The sequence below is a fragment of the Halomonas sp. SSL-5 genome, from assembly GCF_030708455.1.
In the GTDB taxonomy this organism is placed as follows: domain Bacteria; phylum Pseudomonadota; class Gammaproteobacteria; order Pseudomonadales; family Halomonadaceae; genus Halomonas.
Window position 1 is genome coordinate 1 of sequence record NZ_JAUYWF010000005.1, and the last position, 25212, is coordinate 25212.

25 protein-coding genes are annotated in these 25212 nt (G+C 67.2%); 12 read left to right on the top strand and 13 right to left on the bottom strand.

The window, feature by feature from the left end; all coding sequences use genetic code 11:
- Positions 1-419: 419 nt before the first annotated feature.
- The 7 genes from RAN53_RS06870 (at position 420) to RAN53_RS06900 (ending at position 7779) form a co-directional block, all read left to right on the top strand.
- Entirely contained in the window at positions 420-1388 is a 969-nt protein-coding gene (locus RAN53_RS06870; RefSeq protein ID WP_305796083.1) for an MBL fold metallo-hydrolase, read from the top strand.
- A gap of 54 nt (positions 1389-1442) precedes the next feature.
- On the top strand, positions 1443-3167 hold the full coding sequence (locus RAN53_RS06875) for an FAD-dependent oxidoreductase (protein WP_305796084.1): 1725 nt from the start codon (positions 1443-1445) through the stop codon (positions 3165-3167).
- Positions 3154-3360 (top strand): DUF2783 domain-containing protein, encoded by a 207-nt coding sequence (locus RAN53_RS06880; protein WP_305796085.1) that lies wholly within the window; start codon positions 3154-3156, stop codon positions 3358-3360. The genes RAN53_RS06875 and RAN53_RS06880 overlap by 14 nt, the downstream gene beginning before the upstream one ends.
- Before the next feature lie 44 nt (positions 3361-3404).
- Complete coding sequence (hmgA, locus tag RAN53_RS06885) at positions 3405-4712, top strand: homogentisate 1,2-dioxygenase (RefSeq protein ID WP_305796086.1); 1308 nt, start codon at positions 3405-3407, stop codon at positions 4710-4712.
- 63 nt (positions 4713-4775) lie between these two features.
- Complete coding sequence (locus tag RAN53_RS06890; RefSeq protein ID WP_305796087.1) at positions 4776-5795, top strand: fumarylacetoacetate hydrolase family protein; 1020 nt, start codon at positions 4776-4778, stop codon at positions 5793-5795.
- An 18-nt stretch (positions 5796-5813) separates the two neighbouring features.
- Positions 5814-6458, top strand: coding sequence for a maleylacetoacetate isomerase (gene maiA / locus RAN53_RS06895; protein ID WP_305796316.1), 645 nt, complete (start codon positions 5814-5816; stop codon positions 6456-6458).
- A gap of 97 nt (positions 6459-6555) precedes the next feature.
- On the top strand, positions 6556-7779 hold the full coding sequence (locus RAN53_RS06900; protein ID WP_305796088.1) for a multidrug effflux MFS transporter: 1224 nt from the start codon (positions 6556-6558) through the stop codon (positions 7777-7779).
- Positions 7780-7883: 104 nt separating this feature from the next.
- Here the strand turns inward: RAN53_RS06900 and RAN53_RS06905 are convergent, their stop codons facing one another.
- On the bottom strand, positions 7884-8090 hold the full coding sequence (locus RAN53_RS06905; RefSeq protein ID WP_305796089.1) for a hypothetical protein: 207 nt from the start codon (positions 8088-8090) through the stop codon (positions 7884-7886).
- Between the two features lie 2 nt (positions 8091-8092).
- Positions 8093-9784 (bottom strand): FAD-dependent monooxygenase, encoded by a 1692-nt coding sequence (locus RAN53_RS06910; protein ID WP_305796090.1) that lies wholly within the window; start codon positions 9782-9784, stop codon positions 8093-8095.
- Between the two features lie 132 nt (positions 9785-9916).
- On the opposite strand from RAN53_RS06910, the gene RAN53_RS06915 reads away from it, so the two are divergent.
- On the top strand, positions 9917-10699 hold the full coding sequence (locus RAN53_RS06915) for a helix-turn-helix transcriptional regulator (protein WP_305796091.1): 783 nt from the start codon (positions 9917-9919) through the stop codon (positions 10697-10699).
- A gap of 91 nt (positions 10700-10790) precedes the next feature.
- Here the strand turns inward: RAN53_RS06915 and RAN53_RS06920 are convergent, their stop codons facing one another.
- Both RAN53_RS06920 and RAN53_RS06925 read right to left on the bottom strand, forming a co-directional pair.
- The gene (locus RAN53_RS06920) at positions 10791-11849 is read right to left on the bottom strand and encodes a TRAP transporter substrate-binding protein (protein WP_305796092.1); all 1059 of its coding nucleotides are present in this window, start codon (positions 11847-11849) and stop codon (positions 10791-10793) included.
- Positions 11850-11917: 68 nt separating this feature from the next.
- Positions 11918-14308: a cytochrome P450/oxidoreductase gene (locus tag RAN53_RS06925; RefSeq protein ID WP_305796093.1), complete on the bottom strand. Its 2391-nt coding sequence runs from the start codon at positions 14306-14308 to the stop codon at positions 11918-11920.
- Positions 14309-14469: 161 nt separating this feature from the next.
- Here RAN53_RS06925 and RAN53_RS06930 point away from each other — a divergent pair, with 161 nt between their 5' ends.
- Positions 14470-15147: an IclR family transcriptional regulator gene (locus RAN53_RS06930; RefSeq protein WP_305796094.1), complete on the top strand. Its 678-nt coding sequence runs from the start codon at positions 14470-14472 to the stop codon at positions 15145-15147.
- Between the two features lie 56 nt (positions 15148-15203).
- On the opposite strand, the gene RAN53_RS06935 is transcribed toward RAN53_RS06930, so the two are convergent.
- Positions 15204-15647 (bottom strand): hypothetical protein, encoded by a 444-nt coding sequence (locus RAN53_RS06935; protein WP_305796095.1) that lies wholly within the window; start codon positions 15645-15647, stop codon positions 15204-15206.
- A 152-nt stretch (positions 15648-15799) separates the two neighbouring features.
- Here RAN53_RS06935 and RAN53_RS06940 point away from each other — a divergent pair, with 152 nt between their 5' ends.
- Together RAN53_RS06940 and RAN53_RS06945 are read left to right on the top strand one after the other, a co-directional pair.
- The gene (locus RAN53_RS06940; protein WP_414842968.1) at positions 15800-16852 is read left to right on the top strand and encodes an aspartate carbamoyltransferase; all 1053 of its coding nucleotides are present in this window, start codon (positions 15800-15802) and stop codon (positions 16850-16852) included.
- Between the two features lie 74 nt (positions 16853-16926).
- Positions 16927-17559 (top strand): hypothetical protein, encoded by a 633-nt coding sequence (locus RAN53_RS06945; protein ID WP_305796097.1) that lies wholly within the window; start codon positions 16927-16929, stop codon positions 17557-17559.
- 3 nt (positions 17560-17562) lie between these two features.
- Here the strand turns inward: RAN53_RS06945 and ruvX are convergent, their stop codons facing one another.
- The 8 genes from ruvX to RAN53_RS06985 form a co-directional block, all read right to left on the bottom strand.
- Positions 17563-18021, bottom strand: coding sequence for a Holliday junction resolvase RuvX (gene ruvX, locus RAN53_RS06950; RefSeq protein WP_305796098.1), 459 nt, complete (start codon positions 18019-18021; stop codon positions 17563-17565).
- Positions 18022-18052: 31 nt separating this feature from the next.
- On the bottom strand, positions 18053-18625 hold the full coding sequence (locus RAN53_RS06955; RefSeq protein WP_305796099.1) for a YqgE/AlgH family protein: 573 nt from the start codon (positions 18623-18625) through the stop codon (positions 18053-18055).
- Between the two features lie 17 nt (positions 18626-18642).
- Entirely contained in the window at positions 18643-19560 is a 918-nt protein-coding gene (locus RAN53_RS06960) for an energy transducer TonB (RefSeq protein WP_305796100.1), read from the bottom strand.
- 13 nt (positions 19561-19573) lie between these two features.
- Positions 19574-20542, bottom strand: a complete 969-nt coding sequence (gene gshB / locus RAN53_RS06965; RefSeq protein WP_305796101.1) for a glutathione synthase — start codon at positions 20540-20542, stop codon at positions 19574-19576.
- A 283-nt stretch (positions 20543-20825) separates the two neighbouring features.
- Entirely contained in the window at positions 20826-21557 is a 732-nt protein-coding gene (locus tag RAN53_RS06970; RefSeq protein ID WP_305796102.1) for a S1 RNA-binding domain-containing protein, read from the bottom strand.
- Between the two features lie 77 nt (positions 21558-21634).
- On the bottom strand, positions 21635-22378 hold the full coding sequence (locus RAN53_RS06975) for a 16S rRNA (uracil(1498)-N(3))-methyltransferase (RefSeq protein WP_305796103.1): 744 nt from the start codon (positions 22376-22378) through the stop codon (positions 21635-21637).
- 24 nt (positions 22379-22402) lie between these two features.
- Entirely contained in the window at positions 22403-22915 is a 513-nt protein-coding gene (gene secB, locus RAN53_RS06980) for a protein-export chaperone SecB (protein WP_305796104.1), read from the bottom strand.
- Positions 22916-22945: 30 nt separating this feature from the next.
- The gene (locus RAN53_RS06985; protein WP_305796105.1) at positions 22946-23368 is read right to left on the bottom strand and encodes a rhodanese-like domain-containing protein; all 423 of its coding nucleotides are present in this window, start codon (positions 23366-23368) and stop codon (positions 22946-22948) included.
- A 273-nt stretch (positions 23369-23641) separates the two neighbouring features.
- Here RAN53_RS06985 and gpmI point away from each other — a divergent pair, with 273 nt between their 5' ends.
- Positions 23642-25207, top strand: coding sequence for a 2,3-bisphosphoglycerate-independent phosphoglycerate mutase (gene gpmI / locus RAN53_RS06990; protein ID WP_305796106.1), 1566 nt, complete (start codon positions 23642-23644; stop codon positions 25205-25207).
- The last annotated feature ends 5 nt before the right edge of the window (positions 25208-25212 follow it).

The window sequence follows — 25212 nt, forward strand, 5'->3', positions numbered from 1 at the left end:
CCGAGAATCGGCGCATTGAAGAAGTAACGGCCACCCACGTCTACCGTGGTCAACAGCATCATGCCGAACAGGGTGGCGCCCGCCACACCCTCCAGCAGTAGCTGCAGAACATGGCCGACGCGCGACCATGGTGATACTGAGTTGGTCATGAGTCTGCTTCGCTCCTGGTCGTCACGGAACATTGTTAGGGGCATCACCATGCCGCCATACAGTATCCATCGCAACTAATTAGCGAAAAGAAACCACTAAACTTAAGTTGTAGAAGCACAAGAAAACACTGATTACAGTCAACTTTTATCGCCTATGGCCGACAAGGCAGCCGCAATCCCCGGCGCTCGGGCTGGACATATAGTTTCAACAGAAACTATGCTGCCGGTTCACAACAAGCCTGTAGGCGACCTGACGACACCGGAGGACACATGAGCAAGAAATTCGCATCCCACGCCGATACCGAAGAGAAGCAGATCAGCTTCGACAAGCTGGCCGAGGGCCTCTACGCCTACACCGCCGAGGGCGACCCCAATACCGGCATCGTCATCGGTGATGACAGCGTGATGGTGATCGACACCCAGGCCACGCCGATCATGGCCCAGGACGTGATCCGCCGGATCCGCGAGATCACCGACAAGCCGATCAAGCACGTGGTGCTGACCCACTATCATGCCGTGCGCGTGCTGGGCGCCTCCGCCTACGAGGCCGAGAACATTTACGCCAGCCAGCACACCTACGACCTGATCGTCGAGCGCGGCCAGCAGGACTATGAGTCCGAGGTCGGCCGCTTCCCGCGCCTGTTCAAGGGTGTCGACTCGGTGCCCGGCCTGACCTGGCCGAACATCGTCTTCCAGGAAGAGCTGACGGTCTACATGGGCAAGCGCGAGGTGCGCATCATCCACCTGGGCCGCGGCCACACCAAGGGGGACACCATCGTCTGGCTGCCCGAGGAGAAGGTGATGTTCTCCGGCGACCTGGTCGAGTTCGGTGCCACGCCCTACACCGGCGACGCCTATCACGAATACTGGCCTGCCACCCTGGACCGCCTGCAGGCCATGCAGCCCGAGAAGCTGGTGCCGGGACGCGGCGAGGCGCTGCAGAGCCCCGAGCAATGTCAGGAGGCCATCCAGGGTACCCGCGACTTTCTCGCCGACATGTACGAAAGCGTCAAGGCGGGCAAGGCGGCCGGCAAGTCGCTCTCCGAGTGCTACTCCGAGACCTACGCCAAGCTCAAGCCCAAGTACGGTCACTGGGTGATCTTCGATCACTGCCTGCCCTTCGATATCACGCGCTGCTATGACGAGGCCGGCGGCGAGTACCCGGATCCGCGTATCTGGACCGCCGAGCGTGACACCGCCATGTGGCACTCGCTGCAGGAAGCCGTCGAGAACCAGTAACGGAACAGGGCAGCCGCCGATGCCTCGACATCGGCGGCCTTTCGGGAGCACGCCATGCCAACCACTTACAAGAATCCTGTCTATCCCTATCGACGCCCGTCGGAGCTCGACCAGCCGTCGCCCCGTCACTGCCCGGTGGTGATCGTCGGCGCCGGCCCCTCCGGCCTGACCGCCGCCATCGACCTCGCCCAGCAGGGCATCGACAGCGTCCTGCTGGACGACAACAACACCGTCAGCGTCGGCTCACGGGCCATCTGCTTCGCCAAGCGCACCCTGGAGATCATGGACCGCCTGGGCTGTGCCCAGCCCATGCTCGACAAGGGCGTGACCTGGCAGCATGGCCGCGTCTTCTTCCAGGAGCGCGAGGTCTACGACTTCAACCTGCTGCCGGAGGAGGGGCACCGCATTCCGGCCTTCATCAACCTGCAGCAGTACTACCTCGAGGAGTACCTGGTCGATCGGGCCGAGGAGCTGAAGGAGCACATCGACTTGCGCTGGCTGCACAAGGTCACGGAAGTCGATGCGCAACCCGAGCTTACGGCGATCACGGTCTCCACCCAGGACGGTGACTACCGCCTGACCTGCGACTATCTGCTGGTGGCCGATGGCGCCAACAGCAAGATCCGTGACCAGCTCGGCCTGGAGAGCAAGGGGCAGATCTTCCAGGATCGCTTCCTGATCGCCGATGTGATCATGAAGGCCGACTTCCCCACCGAGCGCTGGTTCTGGTTCGACCCGCCCTTCCATCCCAACCAGTCGGTGCTGCTGCACAAGCAGCCGGACAACGTCTGGCGCATCGACTTCCAACTGGGCTGGGACGCCGACCCGGATGAGGAGAAGAAGGAAGAGAACATCCGCCCCCGCGTCCAGCAGATGCTCGGAGCGGACGTGGAGTTCGAGCTGGAGTGGGCCAGCGTCTATACCTTCCGCTGCCGCAAGATGGATGATTTCATCCACAACAGGGTGTTCTTCATGGGCGACGCCGCCCACCAGGTCTCGCCCTTCGGTGCACGCGGCGCCAACGGCGGGGCCCAGGGCATCGACAACCTGGCCTGGAAGCTGGCCCGCGTACTGAAAGGTGAGGCGCCCGACGCCTTGCTCGAGACCTACAACACCGAGCGCCAGCACGGGGCCGCGGAGAACATCCTCAACTCCACGCGCGCCACCGACTTCATCACGCCCAAGAGCCGCGTCAGTCGGTTGTTTCGCGACAGCGTGCTGGAGCTGGCAGAGCACCACCCCTTCGCCCGTAGCCTGGTCAACAGCGGCCGCCTGTCGATGCCCTGCCGCTATGAAGACTCGCCGCTCAACGCCGACGACGACGCCAGCTTCCCGGAGGCGCTGCGCCCCGGAAGCCCGGCCAAGGACGCGCCGATTCGGCTGTGTGGCGAGAGCGCCTGGCTGCTCAACCAGCTCGGTAACCGTTTCGTGCTGCTGCTGGACGCCCGCCTGCCCACCGGCCAGGCCGAGGTGCTGGCACCGGAACTCGAGACCCTGCTCGGGAACCAGCCGGACCTGGATCTGCTGGTTCTGGGGCCGGCTTCTCGTGCACTGAGCGGCCTGCCGCGAACCACCCTGATCGAGGATGCCGACGGCCTGGTCGTCGAGCGCTATGGACTGACCCCGGGGGCCGGCTACCTGATTCGGCCCGACCAGCACGTGACGGCCCGCTGGACCGACAGCCGCCGCGAAGCAGTCGAAGACGCGATCGATCGCGCTCTGGGGCGGCACCTAGACCCGCTTTCCCACAACCAGGGAGGTCGCCATGCCACGGCTTGAGCTGAACCCGAACTTCACCGACCCCGACGCCTTCTACGCCGCCCTGACCGATGCCCATCGGGAGCGCAGCGAGGCAGAAAGCGAGCGGATCAACGCACGTCTCATCCTGCTGCTGGCCAACCATATCGGTGAGCAGCAGGTCCTGGAAGAAGCCCTGACCCTCGCCGCCCGCGAAGTCGAAGAAGCGCGGTAACGGGTCATGCCACAACAATCAAAGGCACCGAAGAGGACACCAGCATGGCTGAAGAACTGAACTATCAGAACGGTTTTCGCAACCACTTCTCCACCGAGGCCCTGCCCGGGGCGCTGCCTGTCGGCCAGAACTCGCCGCAGAAGTGCGCCTATGGTCTCTACGCCGAGCAGCTCACCGGCTCCGCCTTCACGGCGCCCCGCCACCAGAACCTGAGGAGCTGGCTCTACCGCATTCGCCCCTCGGTGGTGCAGAGCGCCTATCAGCCGCTGGAGAACCGTCAGGTCCATACCTCGCCGCTGGACAAGCCTGCCGCCGACCCCAACCAGATGCGCTGGGATCCGGCCCCGCTGCCCAATGAACCCACCGACTTCATCGATGGCCTGCTGACCATCGCCGTCAACGGCGATGCCGGCGCCCAGACCGGTGTCGGGGTGCATGTCTACACGCTAAATCAGGACATGACCGACCGATTCTTCTACACCGCGGATGGCGAGCTGCTCTTCGTACCGCAGCAGGGTGCGCTGCGTCTGCGCACCGAGTTCGGCGAGATCGATGTCGACAACGGCGAGATCGCCGTGATCCCGCGCGGCATCAAGTTCCAGGTACGCAAGGGAGAAGGCGTCGACGCCGCCCGCGGCTATATCTGCGAGAACTACGGCAGCCCGATGGAGCTACCCGGCCTGGGGCCCATCGGCGCCAACGGCCTGGCCAACCCGCGTGACTTCCAGAGCCCCGTGGCCGGCTATGAAGATGTGGAGGGCGACTTCTCGCTGGTGGCCAAGTTCTCGGGGCGCTTCTGGGAGACCCGGCTCGGCCACTCGCCTCTGGACGTGGTCGCCTGGCACGGCAACTACGCGCCCTACAAGTACGACCTGGCCAACTTCAACACCATCAACACGGTCAGCTTCGACCACCTCGATCCGTCGATCTTCACCGTGCTGACCTCGGCTTCGGACACCCCGGGAATGGCCAACCTGGACTTCGTCATCTTCCCGCCGCGCTGGATGGTGGCCGAAAACACCTTCCGCCCGCCCTGGTTCCACCGCAATCTGATGAGCGAGTTCATGGGCCTGATCCACGGCGAGTACGACGCCAAGGCAGAGGGATTCCTGCCCGGCGGCGCCAGCCTGCACAACTGCATGTCGCCCCATGGCCCCGATGCCGAGACCTTCGACAAGGCCTCCAATGCCGAGCTGAAGCCGCAATATCTGGGTGATACCCTGGCCTTCATGTTCGAGAGCCGCTACGTCTATCACCCCACCGAAGCGGCTCTCGCCACCGAGTATCGCCAACGCGACTATGTGGATGTGTGGTCGACCCTGCGCTCCAACTTCACCCCCGAGCAGCGCTGAGCCAGCCCCATGCACCAATGCGGGGCCGTCAGGCCCCGCCCCTGACGAAAGGACCGAACTCGAATGAAACTGGCAACGTTGAAGAAAGGCCGCGACGGCGAACTGATCCTGGTCTCTCGAGACCTCACCCGCGCGGTAAGCGCCGCCGACATCGCCTCCACCCTGCAGCAGGCGATCGAGAACTGGGACGCCGTGAGCTCGCAGCTCGATGCACGCTACGCCGAGCTCAACGAAGGCAAGGCCGAGGGCGCCTTCGACCTCGACCAGAGCGCCCTGCACTCCCCCCTGCCGCGCACCTACCACTGGGCCGACGGCTCCGCCTACCTCAATCACGTGCAGCTGGTACGCCAGGCACGTAACGCCGAGATGCCGGAGACCTTCTGGCACGACCCGCTGATGTACCAGGGCGGCGGCGACAAGTTCATCGCCCCCACCGAGGATATCGAGGCGATCAGCGAAGAGCACGGCATCGACTTCGAGGGCGAGATCGCGGTGGTCACCGACGACGTGCCCATGGCGGTCACTCCCGAACAGGCGGCCAAGCACATCAAGCTGGTGATGCTGGTCAACGACGTCAGCCTGCGCGGCCTGATCCCCGGCGAGCTCGCCAAGGGCTTCGGCTTCTTCCAGGCCAAGCCGGCATCAAGCTTCTCGCCCATTGCGGTCACCCCGGACGAGTTGGGTGACGCCTGGCAGGATGGCAAGGTCCACCTGCCGCTGACCGTGCATCTCAACGGCGAGAAATTCGGTGAGCCGGAAGCCGGCCCCGACATGATCTTCAGCTTCCCGCAGCTGGTGGCCCACGCGGCTCGCACCCGTTACCTGGGCGCCGGCGCCATCGTCGGCTCCGGCACCGTCTCCAACCCGGATCCCGATGGCGGCCCCGGAAAGCCGATCAGCGAGGGCGGCGTGGGCTACAGCTGCCTGGCCGAGGTGCGCATGGTGGAGAAGATCCTGCACGGCGACAGCAAGACGCCCTTCATGCGCTTCGGCGACCGGGTCCGCATCGAGATGTTCGACCGTGAGGGCAAGAGCATCTTCGGCACCATCGACCAGCAAGTCGTGAAATACGAGCCCAAGTAAGCCAGCGGAGATGCAATGATGACCATGCTCTACGGCTACTTTCGCTCGTCGGCCACCTACCGGGTGCGGATCGCGCTGAACCTCAAGGGGTTCGACTATGACCAGTCACCCGTCAACCTGGTCAAGGGTGAGCAGCGGGAAGCCGCCAACCTGGGGCGCCATCCCCTGGGCATGGTGCCCTCGCTGATCACCGACGAGGGCGTCACCCTGACCCAGTCGATGGCCATCTGCGAGTACCTCGACGAGCGCTACCCCGAACCGCCGCTGCTGCCGGCGGACGTCACCGAGCGCGCCCGGGTGCGTTCGCTGGCCCAGATGGTGGCCTGTGAGATCCACCCCCTCAACAACCTTCGAGTGCTCAAGTACCTGGTAGGGGAGCTCGGGGGTGATGACGAGGCCAAACTCACCTGGTACCGCCACTGGATTGCCGAAGGCTTCCAGGCGCTGGAGACCATCCTCACCGCCGAGGCGGGAACCGGTGACTTCTGTCACGGAAACCTCCCGAGCCTCGCGGATATCTGCCTGGTGCCACAGGTGTATAACGCCGAGCGCTTCGAGTGCGATCTTTCGGCTTATCCGACGATCCAGCGCATTACCGCCAACTGTCGGGCGCTACCCGCCTTCCAGCAGGCGGCACCGGAGGCGCAGCCGGACGCCCCCTGATAAAAACTGGCGGGCCACCGAGCGGGCACGGCATACGGCATGACGCCGTGCCGTGCCCGCTTTTACGTCACTACACGACAAGATCAAGGAGGACCCCATGCTCCGGCTGACTTCCCCTGCCACCATCATCGTGCTGGCCGCACTGACCGCCCTGGGCCCTCTGGCCACCGACATGTACCTGCCGGCGATGCCGGCCATGGCCGAAGCACTGAATACCGGGCCCGACCAGGTCCAGCTGACGCTGAGCCTCTACATGGCCGGTTTCGCCATGGCCCAGCTGTTCTGCGGCCCAATCTCCGACCGCTTCGGGCGACGCCCGGTGATGATCGTCGGCTTTACCCTTTTCCTGGTCGCCAGCCTGCTGTGCGCCTTCGCCCCCACTATCGAATGGCTGCTGGCCGGCCGCTTCCTGCAGGCCTTCGGGGGTGCCGCCGGCCCGGTCCTGGGGCGCGCCGCGGTGCGCGACATCTACGGCCCGGTAGAGGCCGGGCGCGTGCTCTCCTACATGGCCAGTACCATGGCCATGGCACCGGCGCTCGCCCCGGTGGTGGGGGCGGGGCTGCTGCTGTTCTTCGGCTGGGAGTCGGTCTTCCTGCTGCTGGCCGTCTATGCGGCGATCATGTTGCTGATCCTGGCCCTGCTGATGCCCGAACCACTGCCCGAAGATCGGCGGCAGTCGGTGGCACCCGGAGTGATACTGGCCAACTATCGCATGCTGCTGACGCAGCGCAGCTTCGTCGGCTACACCCTGATCAACGCCAGCGGCTTCGCCGGCCTATTCGCCTTCCTCTCCGGCTCCTCCTTCGTGCTGATCGAGTACATGGGCCTCAACCCCTTCCAGTACGGTGCCGGCTTCATCCTGATCGTGGTGGGGTTCTTCTCCGGCACCCTGTTCAGCGGCCGCTACAGCCACCGCCTGGGACGCGACCGGCTGCTGCTGCTGGCCACCCTGCTGTGTGCCCTGGCCGGCACCACCATGGCGCTCCTCGCCATCGGCGGCGTTCACCGGCCCTGGGCCGTGATCGGCCCGCACATCCTCTTCTTGTTCGGATTCGGCATCGTGATGCCCCAGAGCATGGCCGGCGCGCTGGCACCGAACCCCCAGTGCGCAGGCTCGGCCTCTTCACTCTTCGGCTTCCTGCAGATGACCATCGCCGCCCTGGGCGGCGCCCTGGTCGGCCAGTTTCACGATGGCACCTCGCGCACCATGGCCATCGCCATCGCGCTGGGAGGAGTCGTGTCGCTCGCGGCCTATCTGGGACTCATACACCAGGGCGGCAGGGCCACGAACAGCTCTCGAGCGTGCTGTCGGGAGGGATAGGCCATGAGCATCTCGCGACGGGTCATACCTCTACTGGCCTCGGTATGACAAACCCCGCCAGCCGTTACCGGCTGGCGGGGTTTGTCCATGGGGCAAACGCAGGCTCAGTGGGCGTGGATATCCATGGCCCCCTCCCGCGCCTCCGCGATGGCCGCCATCACCTGATCGACATCCGCGACGCGATGGGCCAGCGCCAGCGCCAGCTGGGCCAGGAAGTGACTCTCCTCGCCTTCCGGCAGCGTATCGAGGGTGCTCGCCAGGCGCTCATAGACCTGCTCGAGATCGGCGAAGGGCAGTGTGGTATTGGTCATGGTCATTCTCCTTCCAGGGCCCGACCTTGGGCAAGGTTCAGGGCGGTGGTCAGCTCGGCGGGGGAGAGGGAGATCCAACGGGCCACCACGTGGCGATCGGGACGCACCAGGTAGGCACTGCCAGGCCTGGTGCCATAGCCGGCGAACAGACTGCCATCTACATCGACCAGGGCCTGGTCATCACCCGGCACGCGCGATGCCCGCAGCAGAGTAATATCCAGCCCACTTGAGCGCAGGCTCTGCACTTCCTGCTCCAGCGCCTTGTCGATGCGCCCATCCTCGCTGAAATGGAGGAGGTTGAAGCCGCTGCCGAGATGGTCCAGCAGGAAGTCATCGTCGCCCAGGCGACGATTGATCAGCGGCGCCCCGGGGGTTGGGCCGGCCTCGAAGGCGGGATCATCGGCCAGGGTCAACGGGCTCTCCGCGTAGGTATAGGGGGTCACCTGGCGAGGGTTGGCGAAGCCGCTGGCGTAATCATTATGGAACGCCAGCGCCAGCGCGGCATCGCGCATCAGTGCATAACCACGGGTCGGTGGGGTCATGAAGCGTGTGCTCTTGCCGGCATTGGCGAACACATCCAGGGTGGCGCCGCGGCGCTCCGGGCTATAGCTGTCGAGCAGGCGATCCTGCGCCTGCCCCTTGAGCACTGCTGCCAGCTTCCAGCCGGCATTGGCGGCGTCCGCCAGGCCGTTGTTGAGCCCGCGAACGCCGAATATCGGCACCAGGTGGGCGCTGTCACCGATGAACAGCACGCGCCCATGGCGGTAATCATCAAGGGCCAGTGTGTAGGCCTTGTAGAGGCTCCACCACTCCAGCTCCCAGTCGCCCTCCTCATGCATCACGTCACGCACGATCAGCTCGACCTTCTCGCGGATCTCTTCCTCGCGAACCGCCTCTTCCGGGTCTTCCCCCGGCGCCAGCTGATAGTCGATGCGCCAGATGTCATCGGGCTGCTTGTGGACCAGGATGGTGGTGTCGGGCATCGCCTGGGAGTGGAAGAAGGCGCGACGCTCGGTGGGGAAGGCGGACTTCAGGCGCACGTCGGCGATCACATAGCGGCCCTCGTAGGCCTGGCCATGCAGGGAGAGGTCAAGGGCCTCGCGAATCCGGCTGCGCCCGCCGTCGGCGGCCAGCAGGTAGTCGCACTGCAGCCGGTAGTCACCCGCGGGCGTGGTCACCTCCAGGGTGGCACCGTCGTCACTCTGGCTCACGCCGGTCAGCCTGCTCTGCCAACGCATCTCGATCAGCTCGCTGGCGTGGGCCTTGTCGATCAGGAACTGCTCGATGTACTGCTGCTGCAGGTTGTACATCGGGTAGTAGCGCTCCTGGTCGGAGTGCGGCATGCGGAAGCGATAGATCTCGCGGTCGCGGAAGTAGGTGCGTCCCTGGGTCCAGCCCAGCCCCTTCTGCTCGAAGGGTGCATCGATGCCGAGCTGCTGCAGGATCTCGAGGCTGTGGCGGGAGATGCAGATCGCGCGGGAGCCGTCGTTGACGGTGTCCTTGTCATCCAGCACCACGGAGGCGATACCGTGGCGGGCCAGCTCCAGGGCGGCCGTCACCCCTACGGGGCCGGCACCGGCGATGGCGACCGGGTGGCGCACCGTCTCGCCATCCAGTTCGGGAGGGCGAATGAAGGGAAAATGGGGATATTCGAAATAGAGCGAATCGGTTTCTGAGCGTCCGGCGGGTCGCATGGACACCTCCTGCAGGGGTTGGGGTTGTTGTGGTCTGACGTGGACGCAGCTTATCCCCGTGCTACCCTCCCCTCATGTCCCTATAAAAAGGGGACATTCGACGCTTTCCCCTCGACCAAGGTAGAAGCCGACATGTCCACTGGCTTGCCCGCAGACCGGGAACCCGACTGGCCGGCGCTCATGGCCATCCTGGCCGACTGCGTGGCCGAGTTGGGCAACGAGACGTTTGGTGATCATCTGACCGCTCTACTCCGCAGGAGCCTGGGCGTCGAGCAGTGCATCCTCTTTGCCTATACCCGCGGCGACGCCATGGCGTACCTGCTGGTGGATAACAGGCGCTACCCCAAGGTGGCCGGGCGGCTCGCGCGCCTGTATGCCGGCGGGCTGTTTCGCCAGGACCCCAACTATCCTCGGCTGCGCCAGCTGCTGCAGGCAGGCGACAGGCAAGAGGATGCCGAGCTGATCCCCATGCCCGAGGACATGTCACCGGCCTACCGCAGCCACCTGTTCGCCTTCCCCGACCTGGCCGACAAGGCCTCCCTCGTGATACCTGCCCCCGATACCATCTACTACCTGAACCTCTACCGGAACCTGGCGCGCGGCCCCTTCAGCCGCACCGACCTGGAAAGGCTGCAGGCCCTGACACCGCTGATCGCCAGCCTGGTCCGACGCCACTACCGCCAGGCACGCCCGGCCGCCCTGCCTGCACGACATGAGGATGCGGAAGCCCTTCAGGCACTCTCAAGGCGCGAACGCGAGCTCTGCCTTCTCCTGCTCCATGGCCACACCCTCAAGACCGCCGCCGCCGAACTCGAGATCGCGCTCTCCACCGCCGAGACCTTCCGCAAGCGCGCCTATGCCAAGCTCGGCGTGCGCTCCAAGGCGGAGCTGCTGGCGCTGTGTCGACGAGGCTGAAGGCCAGAATGACAAGCCCCGGCACCAGGCCGGGGCGGTTCACGCAACGCTCGACGGAGCCGACGATCGGCAGCATCGGCCGCGCCGGGGCTTACCCCTCCTCGACGATGTCGGCTTCGGTCAGCCCCGGCGCTTCGCCGGCCGCCTCCAGCTGCGCGTAGAAGTGCGCCAGGGCGGCCTCGCCGTCCACGCCCTTCTCGGCCACCGTCTCGGCCCACTGTTCGGGCAGATCCTCGACCAGGGTCATGAAGCGCTCGACCTCCTCCTGAGGCAACTCGATGAAGGTGTTGCCCATCTCCTCGGCAAAGGCCATGCCGCGCTCATCGACGACGTCCATCATGAAACCGAAAAGTCGTGACAGGCGCTCGCCGGAGACCGACATCAGCGCCTCGCGATCCTCCGCGGGGAGGGAGGCCAGGGTGTCGGGGTTCATCACCAGTGAGAAGCTACCGCGATAGAAGCCTCCCGGGATCAACACGGTATTGGGCAACACCTCGGAGAGGCGGAAGCTCTTGAGGCCTTCTCGGGTCAGCATGGCCCCATCGATGACGCCTTGGGAGGCTGCCTCGTAGGTGTTGCCCGGCGGCAGGGCCACACCGGTCAGGCCCAGCGCCTCCGAGATATCCGCCATGACGCCACCGCCGATGCGCACCCGATTGCCGGGCAGATCGGCAAGGCGCTCGATGGGCTCTTCGAGGAAGAGGGTCCCGGGGCCATGGACCCCGAGCCCGATGACCTCGACGCCGCGGTGTTCGTTCTGCTCGGTGAAGAACGCCTGGTGGGTGCGCCAGTAGGCCACCGAAGCGTCCTCGGAGGAGAAGGCCTCGAAGGTGGGAAACTCCGGCAGCTTGGTGAGCTCGAAGCGCCCCGGCATCAGGCCGTGGAACAGCCAGGTGGCGTCGGCCACACCGTCGGCGATCAGCTCCATCTGAGCGTCGGGCGGGCCCATGTCATGAATGATATTGACGGTGACGCGCCCGTCGGTGGCCTCCTCCAGCCAGCGACTCCAGGTGGGCCAGACGATGGTGTTGACGCCGTGGTTGGGCCCCGCCCAGGTGCTGATCTGGAGCTCGGTGGCCGCCGTGGCGCCCTGGAAGGCGCCTAGGGTCATCAGGGCGGAGAATGTCGTCAGTGTCGCCAGCTTCTTCATTGTCGTTTTCCTTCGTCGTTCACGTCAGGGTTGGCGTACGCCTCGGGGCGTCTTGAGTACCGTCGGTCTTAGAGGGAGAGCACCAGTCGCTTGCCCTTGGCGCGCGAACAGCAGGCCATCATCCGGTCGCTGGCATCGCGCTCGGCACGGCTGAGCACCAGGTCACGGTGATCGATGTCGCCCTCGACCACCGCCACTTCACAGGTACCGCACAGGCCTTCACAGCAGTCGCTGGGCACATCCACACCGGCCGCCGTCAGCGCCTCGAGCAGGGTCTGGTCGTTGCCGACCTCGACCGTCAGTTCGGAGTCCGCCAGCACCGCTTCGAAGCCATGTTCGTGCTCGGCGTCGAGGATGCCGGAGCGAGCCGTGAAATGCTCCACATGTAGCGTGCCCTCGGGCCACTGCCTCTCCTCCGCCAGCGCCTCGAGCGCCTCCAGCATGCGCTCTGGGCCGCAGGCGTAAACCTGCTCACCCCTGGACAGGCCACTCAGCGCTTGCGGCAGGTCGAGGCGGCAGCCTTCGTCGCCGGCATGGAGGGTCAGCGCCGCGGCATGGTCGCGTTCGACACGATCCACAAAGGCCATGGTCCGCCGACTGGCGCCACAGTAGTGCAGCGCGTAGGGCTTGCCGAGAGCCTTGAGCCGGTCGGCCATGGCCAGGATCGGCGTGATGCCGATACCGCCCGCAATCAGGGTATAGCGCGGTGCGGTCTCGTCCAGAGGGAAATGGTTCTTGGGACCGGCGATATGCAGCACGTCACCCGACTCGACCGTCGCGTGGAAATGGGCCGAGCCGCCGCGCCCCTCGGGCTCGCGCAGGATGGCGATGGACAGGCGGCTGCGATCATCGCGTGTCCCGCACAGCGAGTAGTAGCGGCGCCACTCGCTCGCTACCGGCTCGATAGGCAAGTCGGGGGAGCAGGCAGGCAGCTCACACGATACCAGCTCGATATGCGAGCCGGGGGACCAGTCGGGCAGCCCGCGCCCGTGGGGATCGGCCAGGTCGATGCGGATCACCGCTTCGGCCTCGCGTACCACATCGGTGACCACGACCCGGCGCAGGATGTCATCCTTGGTCGGCGCGCCGATGGAAAAATGCGTGGGGTTATCCAGCACCTCACGGGTGCGCCGTTCGGGATTCTGGGCGGGCTCCCACTCCACCCATAGCGACTTGGGTCCCCGGAACGAGGTGTTGGGCAGATATTCGAACGTCTGGTCCTCGACCAGCTGCAGATGCGGCAGGCGGCGAACAAATTCATCCAGGATGACTCGCATCTCCAGACGGGCGATGTTCTTGCCCATGCACTGGTGCGCCCCATAGCCGAAGGTGAGATGTTCCGCTGCGTTCTGGCGGTAGATATCGAAATCATCGGGATTCTCGAAGTGATGCGGGTCCCGATTGGCCGACGCCTGCACGACCAGCAGCTTGCCGCCCTCGGGAATCTTGACGCCGCCCACTTCGGTGTCGCGGGTGGCGATACGGCGCCAGGCCACGACCGAACCGACGACACGCAGACACTCCTCGACCGCGCTGGGAATCAGTGCCGGGTTCTCGCAGAGGTCGTTCCAGGATTCGCGGTTCGACAGCAGGATGCGGAAGGCATTGGCGGTGGCGAAGGCGGTAGTTTCATGGGCGGCCACCAGGATCGCCATCATCATCGAGCGCAGATAGCTCTCCGTCACGATGTCGGGGTGCACTTCGTGCATGCGGATCGAATCGTACATCCAGCCCTCGCCGGTGGGGTCGGCACGCATGCGGTCGAGGATCTCCTGTGCCGTCTGCCAGAACCGGCCGACATCCTCGGCGATCTGCAGCTGCTCTTCCGGGGTGGGGCGACCCCAGGTATTGAGCGTGTGGGCGACCGAGAACTTGCGCAGCTCCTGGGCATCCTCCTTGGGCACACCCAGGAAGCGCAGCGCCACCGTCATGGGAATCTCGCGGAACATCTCCGCCACCAGGTCGACGCGCCCCTTGTCGATGAAGCGGTCCATATAGTCGCGCGCCAGCTCGCGTATCCACCCCTCGTGTTTCTCGAGATTCTCGGGCAAAAAGGCGTCCATCAGCAGCCGGCGTCGCTGCATGTGGTCCGGTTCGTCCTCGTTGACCATGGTGCGGCGCATCGCGTAGCCGTAGCTCTCGAGAATCTTCGTTGCTTCGGGCGGCGCCGGGGTGAGCTTTTCCAGCGCAATGGAGGGCGAGAAGGTGTGGTTGTCGCGAAAGACCGCCTTGACGTCCTCATAGCGGCTCACCACCCAGTAGCCGAGCCTGGGGCTCCAGAACACCGGCTCCTGATCCCGGGACCAGCGCAGCGCCTCGGCGGGATCCAGCTGATAGGGACGGTCGAAGGGGTCGAAGGCCGCCGCCTCGGGGGAGACAGGGCAGCCGTTGGGGGCCGACTCGGCCGCCCGATGGAAGGGGCAACCGCCCGCGCCGGAGGAAGAGGGGGTAGAGATCATGCTGGGCTCCAGGAGGTTCGACTTATAATTACTTTTATCGCACACTGTGTATCAACCATCGCACATGCCGAAAGGTAAGCCCCTTCACTGTCGGCGTCAAATGTGCTCCTCACGCCCGGGCGCGGCCCTGCCCGGGCCCCAGGCCGAACGAGGTGCCCCGAATGTCCACCACCCTGCAGACCCTGGATCGCGGCCTGACGGCCCTGGAAATCATCGCCGAGCGTGCCGAGGGACTGAGCGTGGCGGAGCTGGCCGAGCGACTGGAGGTGCATCGCGCCATCGCCTATCGCATCGTGGCGACCCTCGAGGGGCATGGGCTGGTGGTTCGCGGCAAGGAGGGAGGGCTGAGGCTGGGGGCCGGTGTGGCCCTGCTGGCCGGTCACTTCCAGCCCCAGTTGCGGCGAGTGGCTCAGCCACTGCTGGAGCGGCTGGCCTACCAGGCCCGCGCGACCGCCTTCGTCTCCGTGGCCGAGGGCGATGAGGCCGTGGTGATCCTGGTCGCCGAGCCGGATGAGGGCCTGCTGCGGGTCGGTTACCGGCTGGGTAGCCGCCATCCGCTGTCACAGGGGGCGGCCGGCCTCGCCATCCTGGCCGGCCGAGCGGCCCGGCCGAACGACGCGGAGGCGCTCCGGGAGGCACGCCGACAGGGCTACAGCCTGACCAGGGGACAGCTCCAGAAGGGAGCGGTAGGCGTGGCCAGCCCGATTGTCTCGCGTAGCCCCGAGGCCGGGCTGGAAAGCTGCGTGGGCGTCGTCGCCATGGAGGATCTGGATGTCGAGCGGGCGGCCACCGCCGTCATGGCCTGCGCGCGCCAGCTTGCCGCGCTGTTGGAAGGCTAGGCAGGAAGAAGCCTCGATCGCTCGAGGCTCCGGGTGTCATCTGCTGGCCGCCTTCCCTACTGGGCGGCGCGGCTGTCGAACGCGGCGGCGTTGGGGCAGAAGCCGCGGCACTCCTCCACCTCGGCACCGGCGCGCATGGCCTTCCAGCACTGGCCCACCACCGGGCAGGCATTGCAGGTGGCCCGCATGGCAGCATAGTCCGGGTCGGCGGCCAGCTCGGCGTCCTGGAGGCCGAAGCGCTGCATCATCACCGGCATCAGGTTCCGGGCCGGCTTGAAGCCCAGGGGCCGCCCGCTCTCGAGCTGACGCGCCATCTCACGCTCGAAGTGGGCATCCAGAGGCGTCTTCAGATCCTCGAGCATCTCGTTGTAGGTACCCGCCGCCTCATGCTGGATATCCTGTACCAACCGCGGTGTGGTCGCCCGGTAGCAACGCTCGGACAAGCGGGCCCACCACGACTGGCGGGAAGCATCGGTACGGGGTGTCGTTGTGGTGGTCATGGCGTCTCTCCTGTCGTGATGCAATGGCATGTGAGGAGTATCGCGGCCAACCTCGTCAAGCGCCTTGACTCAGGTCATAAAAAGTTTCATCTGAAACCATCAGCCACAACCGATGAAGCGCCCGGCGCACAGCGCTACACTAGCGACCGTCCATTCGCTCCACCGAGGTCGCGCCGATGCGTCATCACCTGCTCTCCGTCGATTCCCTGTCCCGCGACGATGTCGATCACCTGATGCGGGTGGCCGCGCGCATGGAGCCCATCGCCCAGCGGCGCCAGGTCACCCGGGTGCTGGAGGGGGCGGTGCTCGGCAACCTGTTCTTCGAGGCCAGCACTCGCACCCGGGTCAGCTTCAACGCGGCCTTCTGCCGGCTGGGCGGCAGTGTCTGCGACACCACCGGCTTCACCTTCTCCTCCATGGCCAAGGGCGAATCGCTCTACGACACCAGCCGGGTGATGAGCGGCTACTGCGATGCCATCGTGATGCGCCACCCGGAGCTGGGTTCGGTGGCGGAGTTCGCCGCGGCGACCCATGTGCCGGTGATCAACGGCGGCGACGGCCCCGGCGAGCATCCCAGCCAGGCGCTGCTCGACTTCTACACCATCGACAAGGAGTTCACCCGGCTGGGCAAGGGGTTGGCCGGGGCGCATGTGCTGATGACCGGCGACCTCAAGTACGGACGCACCGTGCATTCGCTGATCAAGCTGCTGTCGCTCTACGACCCCATGCGCATCACCCTGGTGGCCCCGCCGGGGCTCGAGATGCCCAGCCACCTGGTCGACCTGGTGGCCTCCCGCGGTCATCGCATCGAACAGCGTGACAGCCTGGCCCAGGACTACGCCGACGTCGACGTGGTCTACACCACCCGCATCCAGAAGGAGCGCTTCACCGCCGAGATGAGCGAGGGCTTCAGCCTCTCCCGCGACTTCACCGTGGACCGCGCCTTCCTCGACGCCCGCTGCGGACGCGACACCCTGGTCATGCACCCGTTGCCCCGGGACAGCCGCCCCGAGGCCAACGACCTCGATGTCGACCTCAACGGCGACCCGCGCCTGGCGATCTTCCGCCAGACCGACAACGGTATCCCGGTGCGCATGGCGATCTTCGCCACCCTGCTGGAGGTGGACGGGCTGATCGAGCAGGCGCTGCGCCCGGTGCGCTGGTTCGTGCCGCCGCGCCTGGGCGTTGACGACCCGACGCTGTGAGCAACGCGCAGTCTCGCCGCTCTCGCCTATGCTGAGGGTTGATCCTTTCCCCTGGCGGCAAGAGGCACCATGACATGAACCTGCACCGCGCCTATCGGCTCCTGGCCCTGTTCTATACCGTGCTGCTGCTGGTCGGGGCCATCGCCCTGCTGGCCGGTGGCGGCACCGCACTATCGATGGCCCATCTGGCCCTGGGGGCCGTGGCGGTGGTGGGGCTGTGGGGCTATATTCTCAAACGCGGCTTCATGAACCCGCGCATGTGGCGACCGCTGGCGGCGGTGCTGGCGGTGGCGGCCCTGGTGCAGTTGTGGGCGGTGCTCAGCCTGTCCCTGTCCGGTGAGCTGCTCACCTGGATGCTGGCCAGCGCGGTCTTCTCGGCGCTGCTGGTGGTGATCCTCTATCGCTACGGCGATCGCGACCAGGCGCTATGGGCCACTCCCGAGGAGTTGGAGGCCGCGCGACGGCTGGAGACGCTGCTGGAGGAGGGGGAGGGACCACTGACGGCCGAGACCCGCGACGGCGAGCGCGAGTCGCGGGTCACGGTGACCCGGGCCGGCGACGGCTTCCGCGCCAGCGTGACACGCCGCCGCCATGCCGAGCGCGAGACCTTCGAGGAGCGCTTCCGCCACCCTGCCACCCTGGTGTTCTTCCTGGAGAAGTTCGCCGGCGTCTCGGTGGGGGACTTCAAGCGTCCCGACACCGCCTGAGGCTCAGCGCTGCACCAGACCTTTCCGGGGCAGCCCCTCGCGGGCGGCGAACCAGCGCTCGACGATCAGCACCGCGCTGATGCCGTCGACACCCTCGTCGCGCCAGCTGCCGCGATGGCCGCGCTCCCGGGCGATCAGCTTGGCCTCGCCGGTGGAGCCACGCTCGTCGACCATCTCGCAGGGCACCCCGTAGCGGCCAAACAGGCGCTTGCCGAACTTGCGGGCGCGGGTACTCATCTCCTGCTCCTCACCCGCCGCGGTGAGCGGCAGGCCCACCACGAAGAGATCCGGCTGCCACTCCTCCACCAGCCGCCCCACCCGCACCCAGTCGGGAATGCCCTCCCGGGCCGGCAGCGGGTCCAGCTCACGGGCGCTGCCCAGCAGCTCGTTGCCCACCGCCACGCCGATGCGTCGAGTGCCGAAATCGAAGCCCAGGATAAGACGCTCGCCCTGCCTGGCCATCAACGACCTCCTGTCATGCGTCGTGCCACGCTCACGAATGCCCCGCCTCGCGGGTCATCAGGTTGAGGTCGACGCCGAGGATCCCGGCGGCGGCACCCAGGCGCTGCTCCGGTGGCACCTCGAAGAGGATATCGCTGCGCCCCTCCACGGTGAGCCAGGCGTTGTCGAGCAGCTCGGCCTCGAGCTGGCCCGACTCCCAGCCGGCGCAGCCCAGGCAGACCAGGAAGTGCTCCGGGCCGCGGCCGGCGGCCAGCGCCTGGAGCATGTCCATGGAGGTGGTCAGGGCGACCTCCTCGGTGACCTGGATGCTGGAATCCCAGTCGGTGCTGGCGCCGCGGTGCAGGATGAAGCCGCGGTCCTTGTGCACCGGGCCGCCGAAGTAGACCGGGGCGTTGCGGTGCGGGCTCTCCTCACCGCCGAGGTCGAGCTGCTCGAACAGCGCCTCCAGGGTCAGCTCGAGGGGCCGGTTGACGATCACCCCCATGGTGCCCTTCTCGTCATGGTCGCACAGGTAGCCGAGGCTACCGGCGAAGTTGGGGTCTTCCAGGTGCGGCATCGCCAGCAGGAAGTGATCTTTCAGGCCGAAGTTTTCCACGGATTGCATGAGACTCCCCGGCGGTCCTAACGCACGCCGTAGTTGTTGCCTTGGCCGAACCGCCAGACGCGGGTGATGGAGAGCGAGTCCAGGTTGCCCATGCCCGCATCGAAGGGACGATAGGGCGCGGCACCGCGGACGGTATCCAGCGCGGCCTGGTCGAGTTCGGGATGTCCCGACGATTGTATCACCTCCGCCTGGCGCAACTCGCCATCGCGGCCGATCACCACCCGAATGCGCAGCTGCCCCTGGAGGTGACGCGGCGCCGGATGCACACGGTTGCCATAGGCCTCGACGCGACGGGTCCAGTCGTCGATGTAGCGCGCCTCGGCGGCGCGCTGGGCGGCCTGGCGGGGGGCGCCGGTATCGCCGGGCGACTCGGGAGCGAGACCCTGCTCACGGATGCTGCGGGTGGCATCGGCGAGCAGGTCGCGCCCGGAGGCGGAGGGCGCCGCCACCCGGGTCTCGGCCTCGGTCTCCGCCACCTGGGGGGCCTCGCGGGGCGTGAGCGGCATCGGGTTCTCTGCCTCGGCTTGCGCCGCCGGGGGCGCCTCCTCGACGGGGCGCGCCTCGGGGGCGACGCGCTCGGCCGCTTCGGGCTCCGCCGGCGTGGCGGGGTCGACATCCGCAGCCCCCTGCTGCGCCGCGGCGGGCGCCTCCACCGGGGCGGAGCGCGACTCCGCCGGCGCCTCGTCCTGCTCGCTACCGGCGGCCTGCTGGTCGGCCTCGGCGATGGCCTCGGCGTCCACCGTCGCCGCGCTTTCGCGGGTCACCAGCACCACGTCGAGGCTCTTGCGCTCGGGGAGCGGGGCGGTGAACTGCCAGCTGGCCACCACGCCGATCACCGCCAGGTGCAGCAGCAGCGCCAGTGACCAGGCCAGCCAGCGCCGGTAGGGCCGGGTGACCGGGGCGTACTGGATGGGGTCGCCGGCGATCAGGGACATGGCGGCCTGCGCCTCAGCCTCGCGCCGCCGCCAGGCGACGCTCGATGGCATCCATCAGCAGGCCGGCGATATCGGTGCCGCGCTGATCATCGATCTCGCGCACACAGGTGGGACTGGTCACGTTGATCTCGGTGATGTAATCGCCGATCACGTCGAGGCCGACGAACATCAGGCCCTTGTCGCGGATCATCGGCTGTACCTGGCGAACCAGCCAGAGGTCGCGCTCGGTGAGCTCGCGGCTCACCCCGGTGCCGCCGGCGGCCAGGTTGCCACGAGTCTCGCCGGCCATGGGCACCCGGGCCAGGCCATAGGGCACCGGCTCACCCTCCACCAGCAGGATGCGGGTGTCGCCGTCCTTGATCTCCGGCAGGTAGCGCTGGGCCATGATCTGGCGCTGGCCACGCTCGGTGAGGGTCTCGATCACCGCGCCCAGGTTGCGGCCCTCGGGGCCGACATGGAAGATCCCGCTGCCGCCCATGCCATCCAGCGGCTTGAGGATGACGTCGCCGTGCTCGGCGTGGAAGGCACGCAGCTCGGGCTCGCTGCAGGAGACCAGGGTCGGCGCGCAGCACTGCGGGAACTGCTGGGCGAAGAGCTTCTCGTTGCACTCCAGCAGCGCCCGGGTGGGGTTGACCACCAGCACGCCCTCGCGCTCGGCGAAGCCCAGCAGGTGCACGGCGTTGAGGAAATGGCTATCCACCGGCGGGTCCTGACGCATCAGGATGACATCGAGTTCGGCCAGGGGCCGCGGCGCGGGTTCGCCCAGATCGAACCAGTGGTCGGGGTCGCGATGCACCTCGAGGTCGCGAAGGCGGCCGTAGGCGCGGCCGTCGCGCAGGAAGAGGTCACCAGGCTCGAGATAGTGCAGCGAGGCGCCGCGGTCCCGGGCGGCCCACAGCAGGGCCAGGGAGGTGTCCTTCTTGTAGGTGATGTCCGCGATGGGGTCCATCACCACGCCGATCTTCAGCGCGCGTTCGCTCATGGTTGCATTCCGTTGGCAGATTGGGGTTGGGGCCAGTATGCCGCACCCATAGCAAGTGGACCAAGGCGAAGGGAGACACGCAGAGCGAGGGGCGCTGGGGGTAGGCCGTAGAGGGGGTCCGAGGACCAGGGGTGAGGAGGATTCCTCCGAACGGGCTGGCCATGGATGGCCAGCACTGGACCTGCAAGCGGAGCAGGATGCGAGAGCGCCGCAGGGCCGAGGTAGCGTACAGGGAAGTATTTACAGCGCCCCCTCGAAGGCCTGCCCCCAGATCAGCCCCGGACTAGTCACGATCTAGCTCACTACGAGTCGCTGCCAGCCGGATACCGTTGGGCGAAAGGCTGATCAGTCGCCGCTTGTAGAGCCGGCCGATGGCCTGCTTGAAGGCATTCTTGCTGACCCCCAGGCGCGCCTTGATCTCGGCGGCATCGCTCTTGTCGCCCAGCGGCAGGTAGCCGCCGCTCTCGCGCAGCGCCTTGAGCACCGTCTCGCCCACCACGTCCAGGCGCGCCTCCCCCGGGGGCAGCAGCGAGAGGTCCAGGCGGCCATCGTCGCGCAGGCGCTTGATGTAGCCAGTCACGCGCTGGCCGCGGCGCAGCGGCCGGGTCAGGTCATCGCGATAGAGCACGCCCCAGAAGCGATGGTTGACCACCGCCTTGAGGCCGAGGTCGGTCTGCTCGGCGATCACCAGGATCACCTCGTCGCCGGCGGAGAGCCCCTCGGCCTCATCGGCGACGAAGCGCTCCAGTTTCTGGGAGGCCACCGGCCGTCCCTGCTGGTCCGTGTAGATGCGCACCAGCACCCGCTTGCCGACGCTGGGTCGGAAGCGCTGCTCGCCATAGGGCAGCAGCAGGTCGCGGGGTTGCCCCCAGTCGAGGAAGGCGCCGGTGTCGTTGACGGTGACCACTTCCAGGTAGGCTACCTCGCCCACTTCGCACCTCGGTGCCCGGTAGCGTCGCGCGGAGCGCGGGGCGGTGGCGGAAGGGGCGGAACGGGGGTCGCGGCGATCGGTCATGGCGGATATCCGTAGCGAAGAGAGAGCGGAGACAGGGAGAGCGGCGTTCGGCGGCGGCAGATCTGGATGCGGGAGCGTCAGCCGTTCCCGTCGAGGTCTCCGAAACGGTACTGCAGCAGGCTGAGCGCCACCACCGGAGCGGTCTCGGTACGCAGGATGCGCGGTCCCAGCGAGAGCGGCGCGAAGCCGGCGGCACGCGCGGCCGCGACCTCGGCCTCGGCCAGCCCGCCTTCGGGGCCGATCAGCAGCGCCACGCCCGCGGGCGCCGACTGCTGTGCCAGTACCCCGGCGGTATCCGGATGCAGCACCAGGCGCAGCGCCTCGTCGCGTGCCGCCAGCCAGTCGGCCAACAGGCGGGGCGAATGCACCGGCGGCACCACGGCGCGCCCGCACTGCTCGCAGGCGCTGGCCGCCACCGCCTGCCAGTGGGCGAGCTTCTTCGCCTCCCGCTCCCCCTTGAGGCGCACGTCGCCATGCTCGGTGTAGAGCGGCGTGATGGCGGCCACGCCGAGTTCCACGGCCTTCTGGATGGCGTAATCCATGCGATCGCCCTTGGAGATCGCCTGGCCCAGGTGCACCGCCAGGGGCGATTCGGCCGCGCCGGCCTCCACGGCCTCGATGCGCGCCACCACTCGCTTGCGCGAGGCCTCCACCAGCACCGCACTGGCCTCGTGGCCCGCCCCGTCGAACAGCCGCAGCGCGGCCCCCTCGCCCAGGCGCAGCACCCGTGCCACATGGCGGGCCGGCCCCTCGGGCAGAACGACGTCGCCGCCGACGCGAAGGTCGGCGGCGACGTGGATACGCGGCGATCTCTTGATCATAACCTCAGGGCCATCCGGGCAGCCTCACTGGGTCGCCGGCGCGTCCTGGCCCTGCTCGGCCTCGCGCTGCTTCTTGCGGGCGTAGATTGCCTCGAAGTTGACCGGCGCCAGCATCAACGGCGGGAAGCCGCCGCGATTGACCAGGTTATCGATGCACTCGCGGGCATAGGGGAAGAGCACATTGGGGCAGAAGGCGCCCAGGGTGTGGTCGAGCTGCTCGCCCTCGATACCGGTGATGCGGAACAGGCCGGCCTGCTCGAGTTCGGCCAGGAAGGAGGTGGTGCCCTCCTCGCTGTGGGTCACCTGGGCGGTGACCTTGATCACCACCTCATAGAGGCCCTCGCCGACCTTCTCGCTGGTGGTATCCAGGTTCAGGCCCACCTTGGGCTTGAAGGGCTGCTGGAATACCGACGGCGAGTTGGGTGCCTCGAAGGAGATGTCCTTGACGTAGATGCGCTGCACGGCGAACTGCAGCTGCGGCTTGTCCTGCTGGCCGGCGGCCTGGCCGTCGGCGCCCGGGTTGTTCTCTTCCGCCATGGGAAAGGTCCTTTTGTACGAAAACGAAGACTACTTCTTGACGACGGGCAGGCCATCGGCCTGCCACTGCATCATGCCGCCCTTGAGCTTGAGCACCCGAGAGTAGCCGGCCTTGGAGAGCTTGGCCACGGTCACGCCCGCGGACTGGCCCGTCTTGCAGGCCACGATGATCGGCTTCTCCTTGGCCTTCTCGAGTTCACCCATGCGCTCGTCGATGCGGCTCTGGGGAATGTTGCGGGCGCCGGCGATATGCCCGGCCTTGAAGTCGCCGGCCTCGCGGGTATCCAGCACCACCGCGTCCTCACGGTTGATCAGCTGGGTCGCCTCGCCGGAGGTCACGCCGCCGGCGGCGCTGTTGCGCGCCTCGTAGAGGACCCAGGCGGTCAGCACCAGGAGGAAGGCGCCCACCAGCAGCGGGTGGTTCTGCACGAATTCAAACAGCTGATCGATCATGGGTGCGAAAACTCTCGTCTCGGTGCACGGAAACAGGGGCGCGATGGCGCGCAGCGGGCGCCAGTATACACGAGGTGGGCGCCGACGAATCAGGCCATCCGCAGCGATTCGCCGCGGATGTCGAGCGCCGGGGAGCCATGACGCACGATGCCGCCTGCGATATGATGCCGCAAGACGATTCCTGCCGCGACCCCGAACGCCCGGCGCGAGATCTTCCGGTTACTGCCGCCAACCGGGCCGGGTCGCGTCTATCCAGCTTCGAGGACACCCGCCATGACCGCCACTCCCCCGCGCCCCGTCGCCCTGATCATCCTCGACGGCTACGGCCACAACCCCGACCCGGCCAACAACGCCGTGGAAGCCGCCAATACGCCGGTGATGGACCGCCTGTGGGCCGAGCACCCCCATACCCTGATCCATACCGACGGCCGCCACGTCGGCCTTCCCGACGGCCAGATGGGCAACTCCGAGGTGGGCCACATGAATCTCGGCGCGGGGCGAGTCGTCTACCAGGACTTCACGCGCATCACCAAGGCCATCGAGGATGGCGACCTGGACACCAACGCCATCCTGACCACGCCCATCGACGCGGCCGTGGCCGCGGGACGGGCGGTGCACCTGCTGGGCCTGCTCTCCCCGGGCGGCGTGCACAGCCACGAGGCGCATATCCTTGCCGTTGCCGAGCTGGCGGCCCGCCGCGGCGCCACCCGAATCTTCGTGCACGCCTTCCTGGATGGCCGCGACATGCCGCCCCAGAGCGCCCTGGCCTCCATCGAACGCACCAATGCGCGCCTGGCCGAACTGGTCGGCGCCGACAACGGCTTCGTGGCCTCGATCATCGGCCGCTACTTCGCCATGGATCGTGACAACCGCTGGGATCGTGTCGAGAAGGCCTACCGCCTGCTCACCGAGGGCGTAGGCGAGCACGTGGTCGCCGGCGCCGAGGCGGGGTTGCGCGCCGCCTACGAGCGCGGAGAGACCGACGAGTTCGTGGCCGCCACCAGCGTGCGCCCGGCGGGCGTGCCGATCACCCTCGAGGAGGGCGACGCCGCGCTGTTCATGAACTTCCGCGCCGACCGAGCCCGGGAGCTGACCCGGGCCTTCGTCGATGAGGGCTTCGATGGCTTCACGCGCCGCGTGCATCCCCGGCTCGCCGCCGAGGGCCTGGTCACCCTGACCCGCTACGCCGCCGACATCCCCGCCCCGGCGGCCTTCCCGCCGGTGGCGCTGCACAACACCCTGGGCGAGATCATGGAGCGCCGCGGGCTGACCCAGCTGCGCATCGCCGAGACCGAGAAGTACCCCCACGTCACCTTCTTCTTCTCCGGCGGCCGCGAGGCCGAATACCGCGGCGAGGAGCGCATCCTGGTGCCCTCGCCCCGGGACGTGAAGACCTACGACGAGAAGCCCGAGATGAGCGCCCACGAGGTGACCGACCGCCTGGTGGAGGCCATCGACGCCGGCCGCTTCGACCTGATCGTGTGCAACTACGCCAACGGCGACATGGTCGGCCACACCGGCGACTTCGCCGCCGCCGTCAAGGCCATCGAGACCGTCGACGGCTGCGTGGGCCGGGTGGTGGAGGCGATCCAGCGCGCCGGCGGGGCCTGCCTGGTCACCGCCGACCACGGCAACGCCGAGCAGATGATCAACCCCGAGACCGGCGCCCCCCAGACCGCCCACACCACCTTCGAGGTGCCGCTGATCTATGTGGGCGAGCGTCCGGCGCGGCTGGTCGATGACGGCAGCCTGTGCGATATCGCCCCGACCCTGCTGGCGATGATGGACCAGCCGGCCCCCGAGGAGATGAGCGGCCACGCCCTTGTCGAGTTTCACTGAGCGGA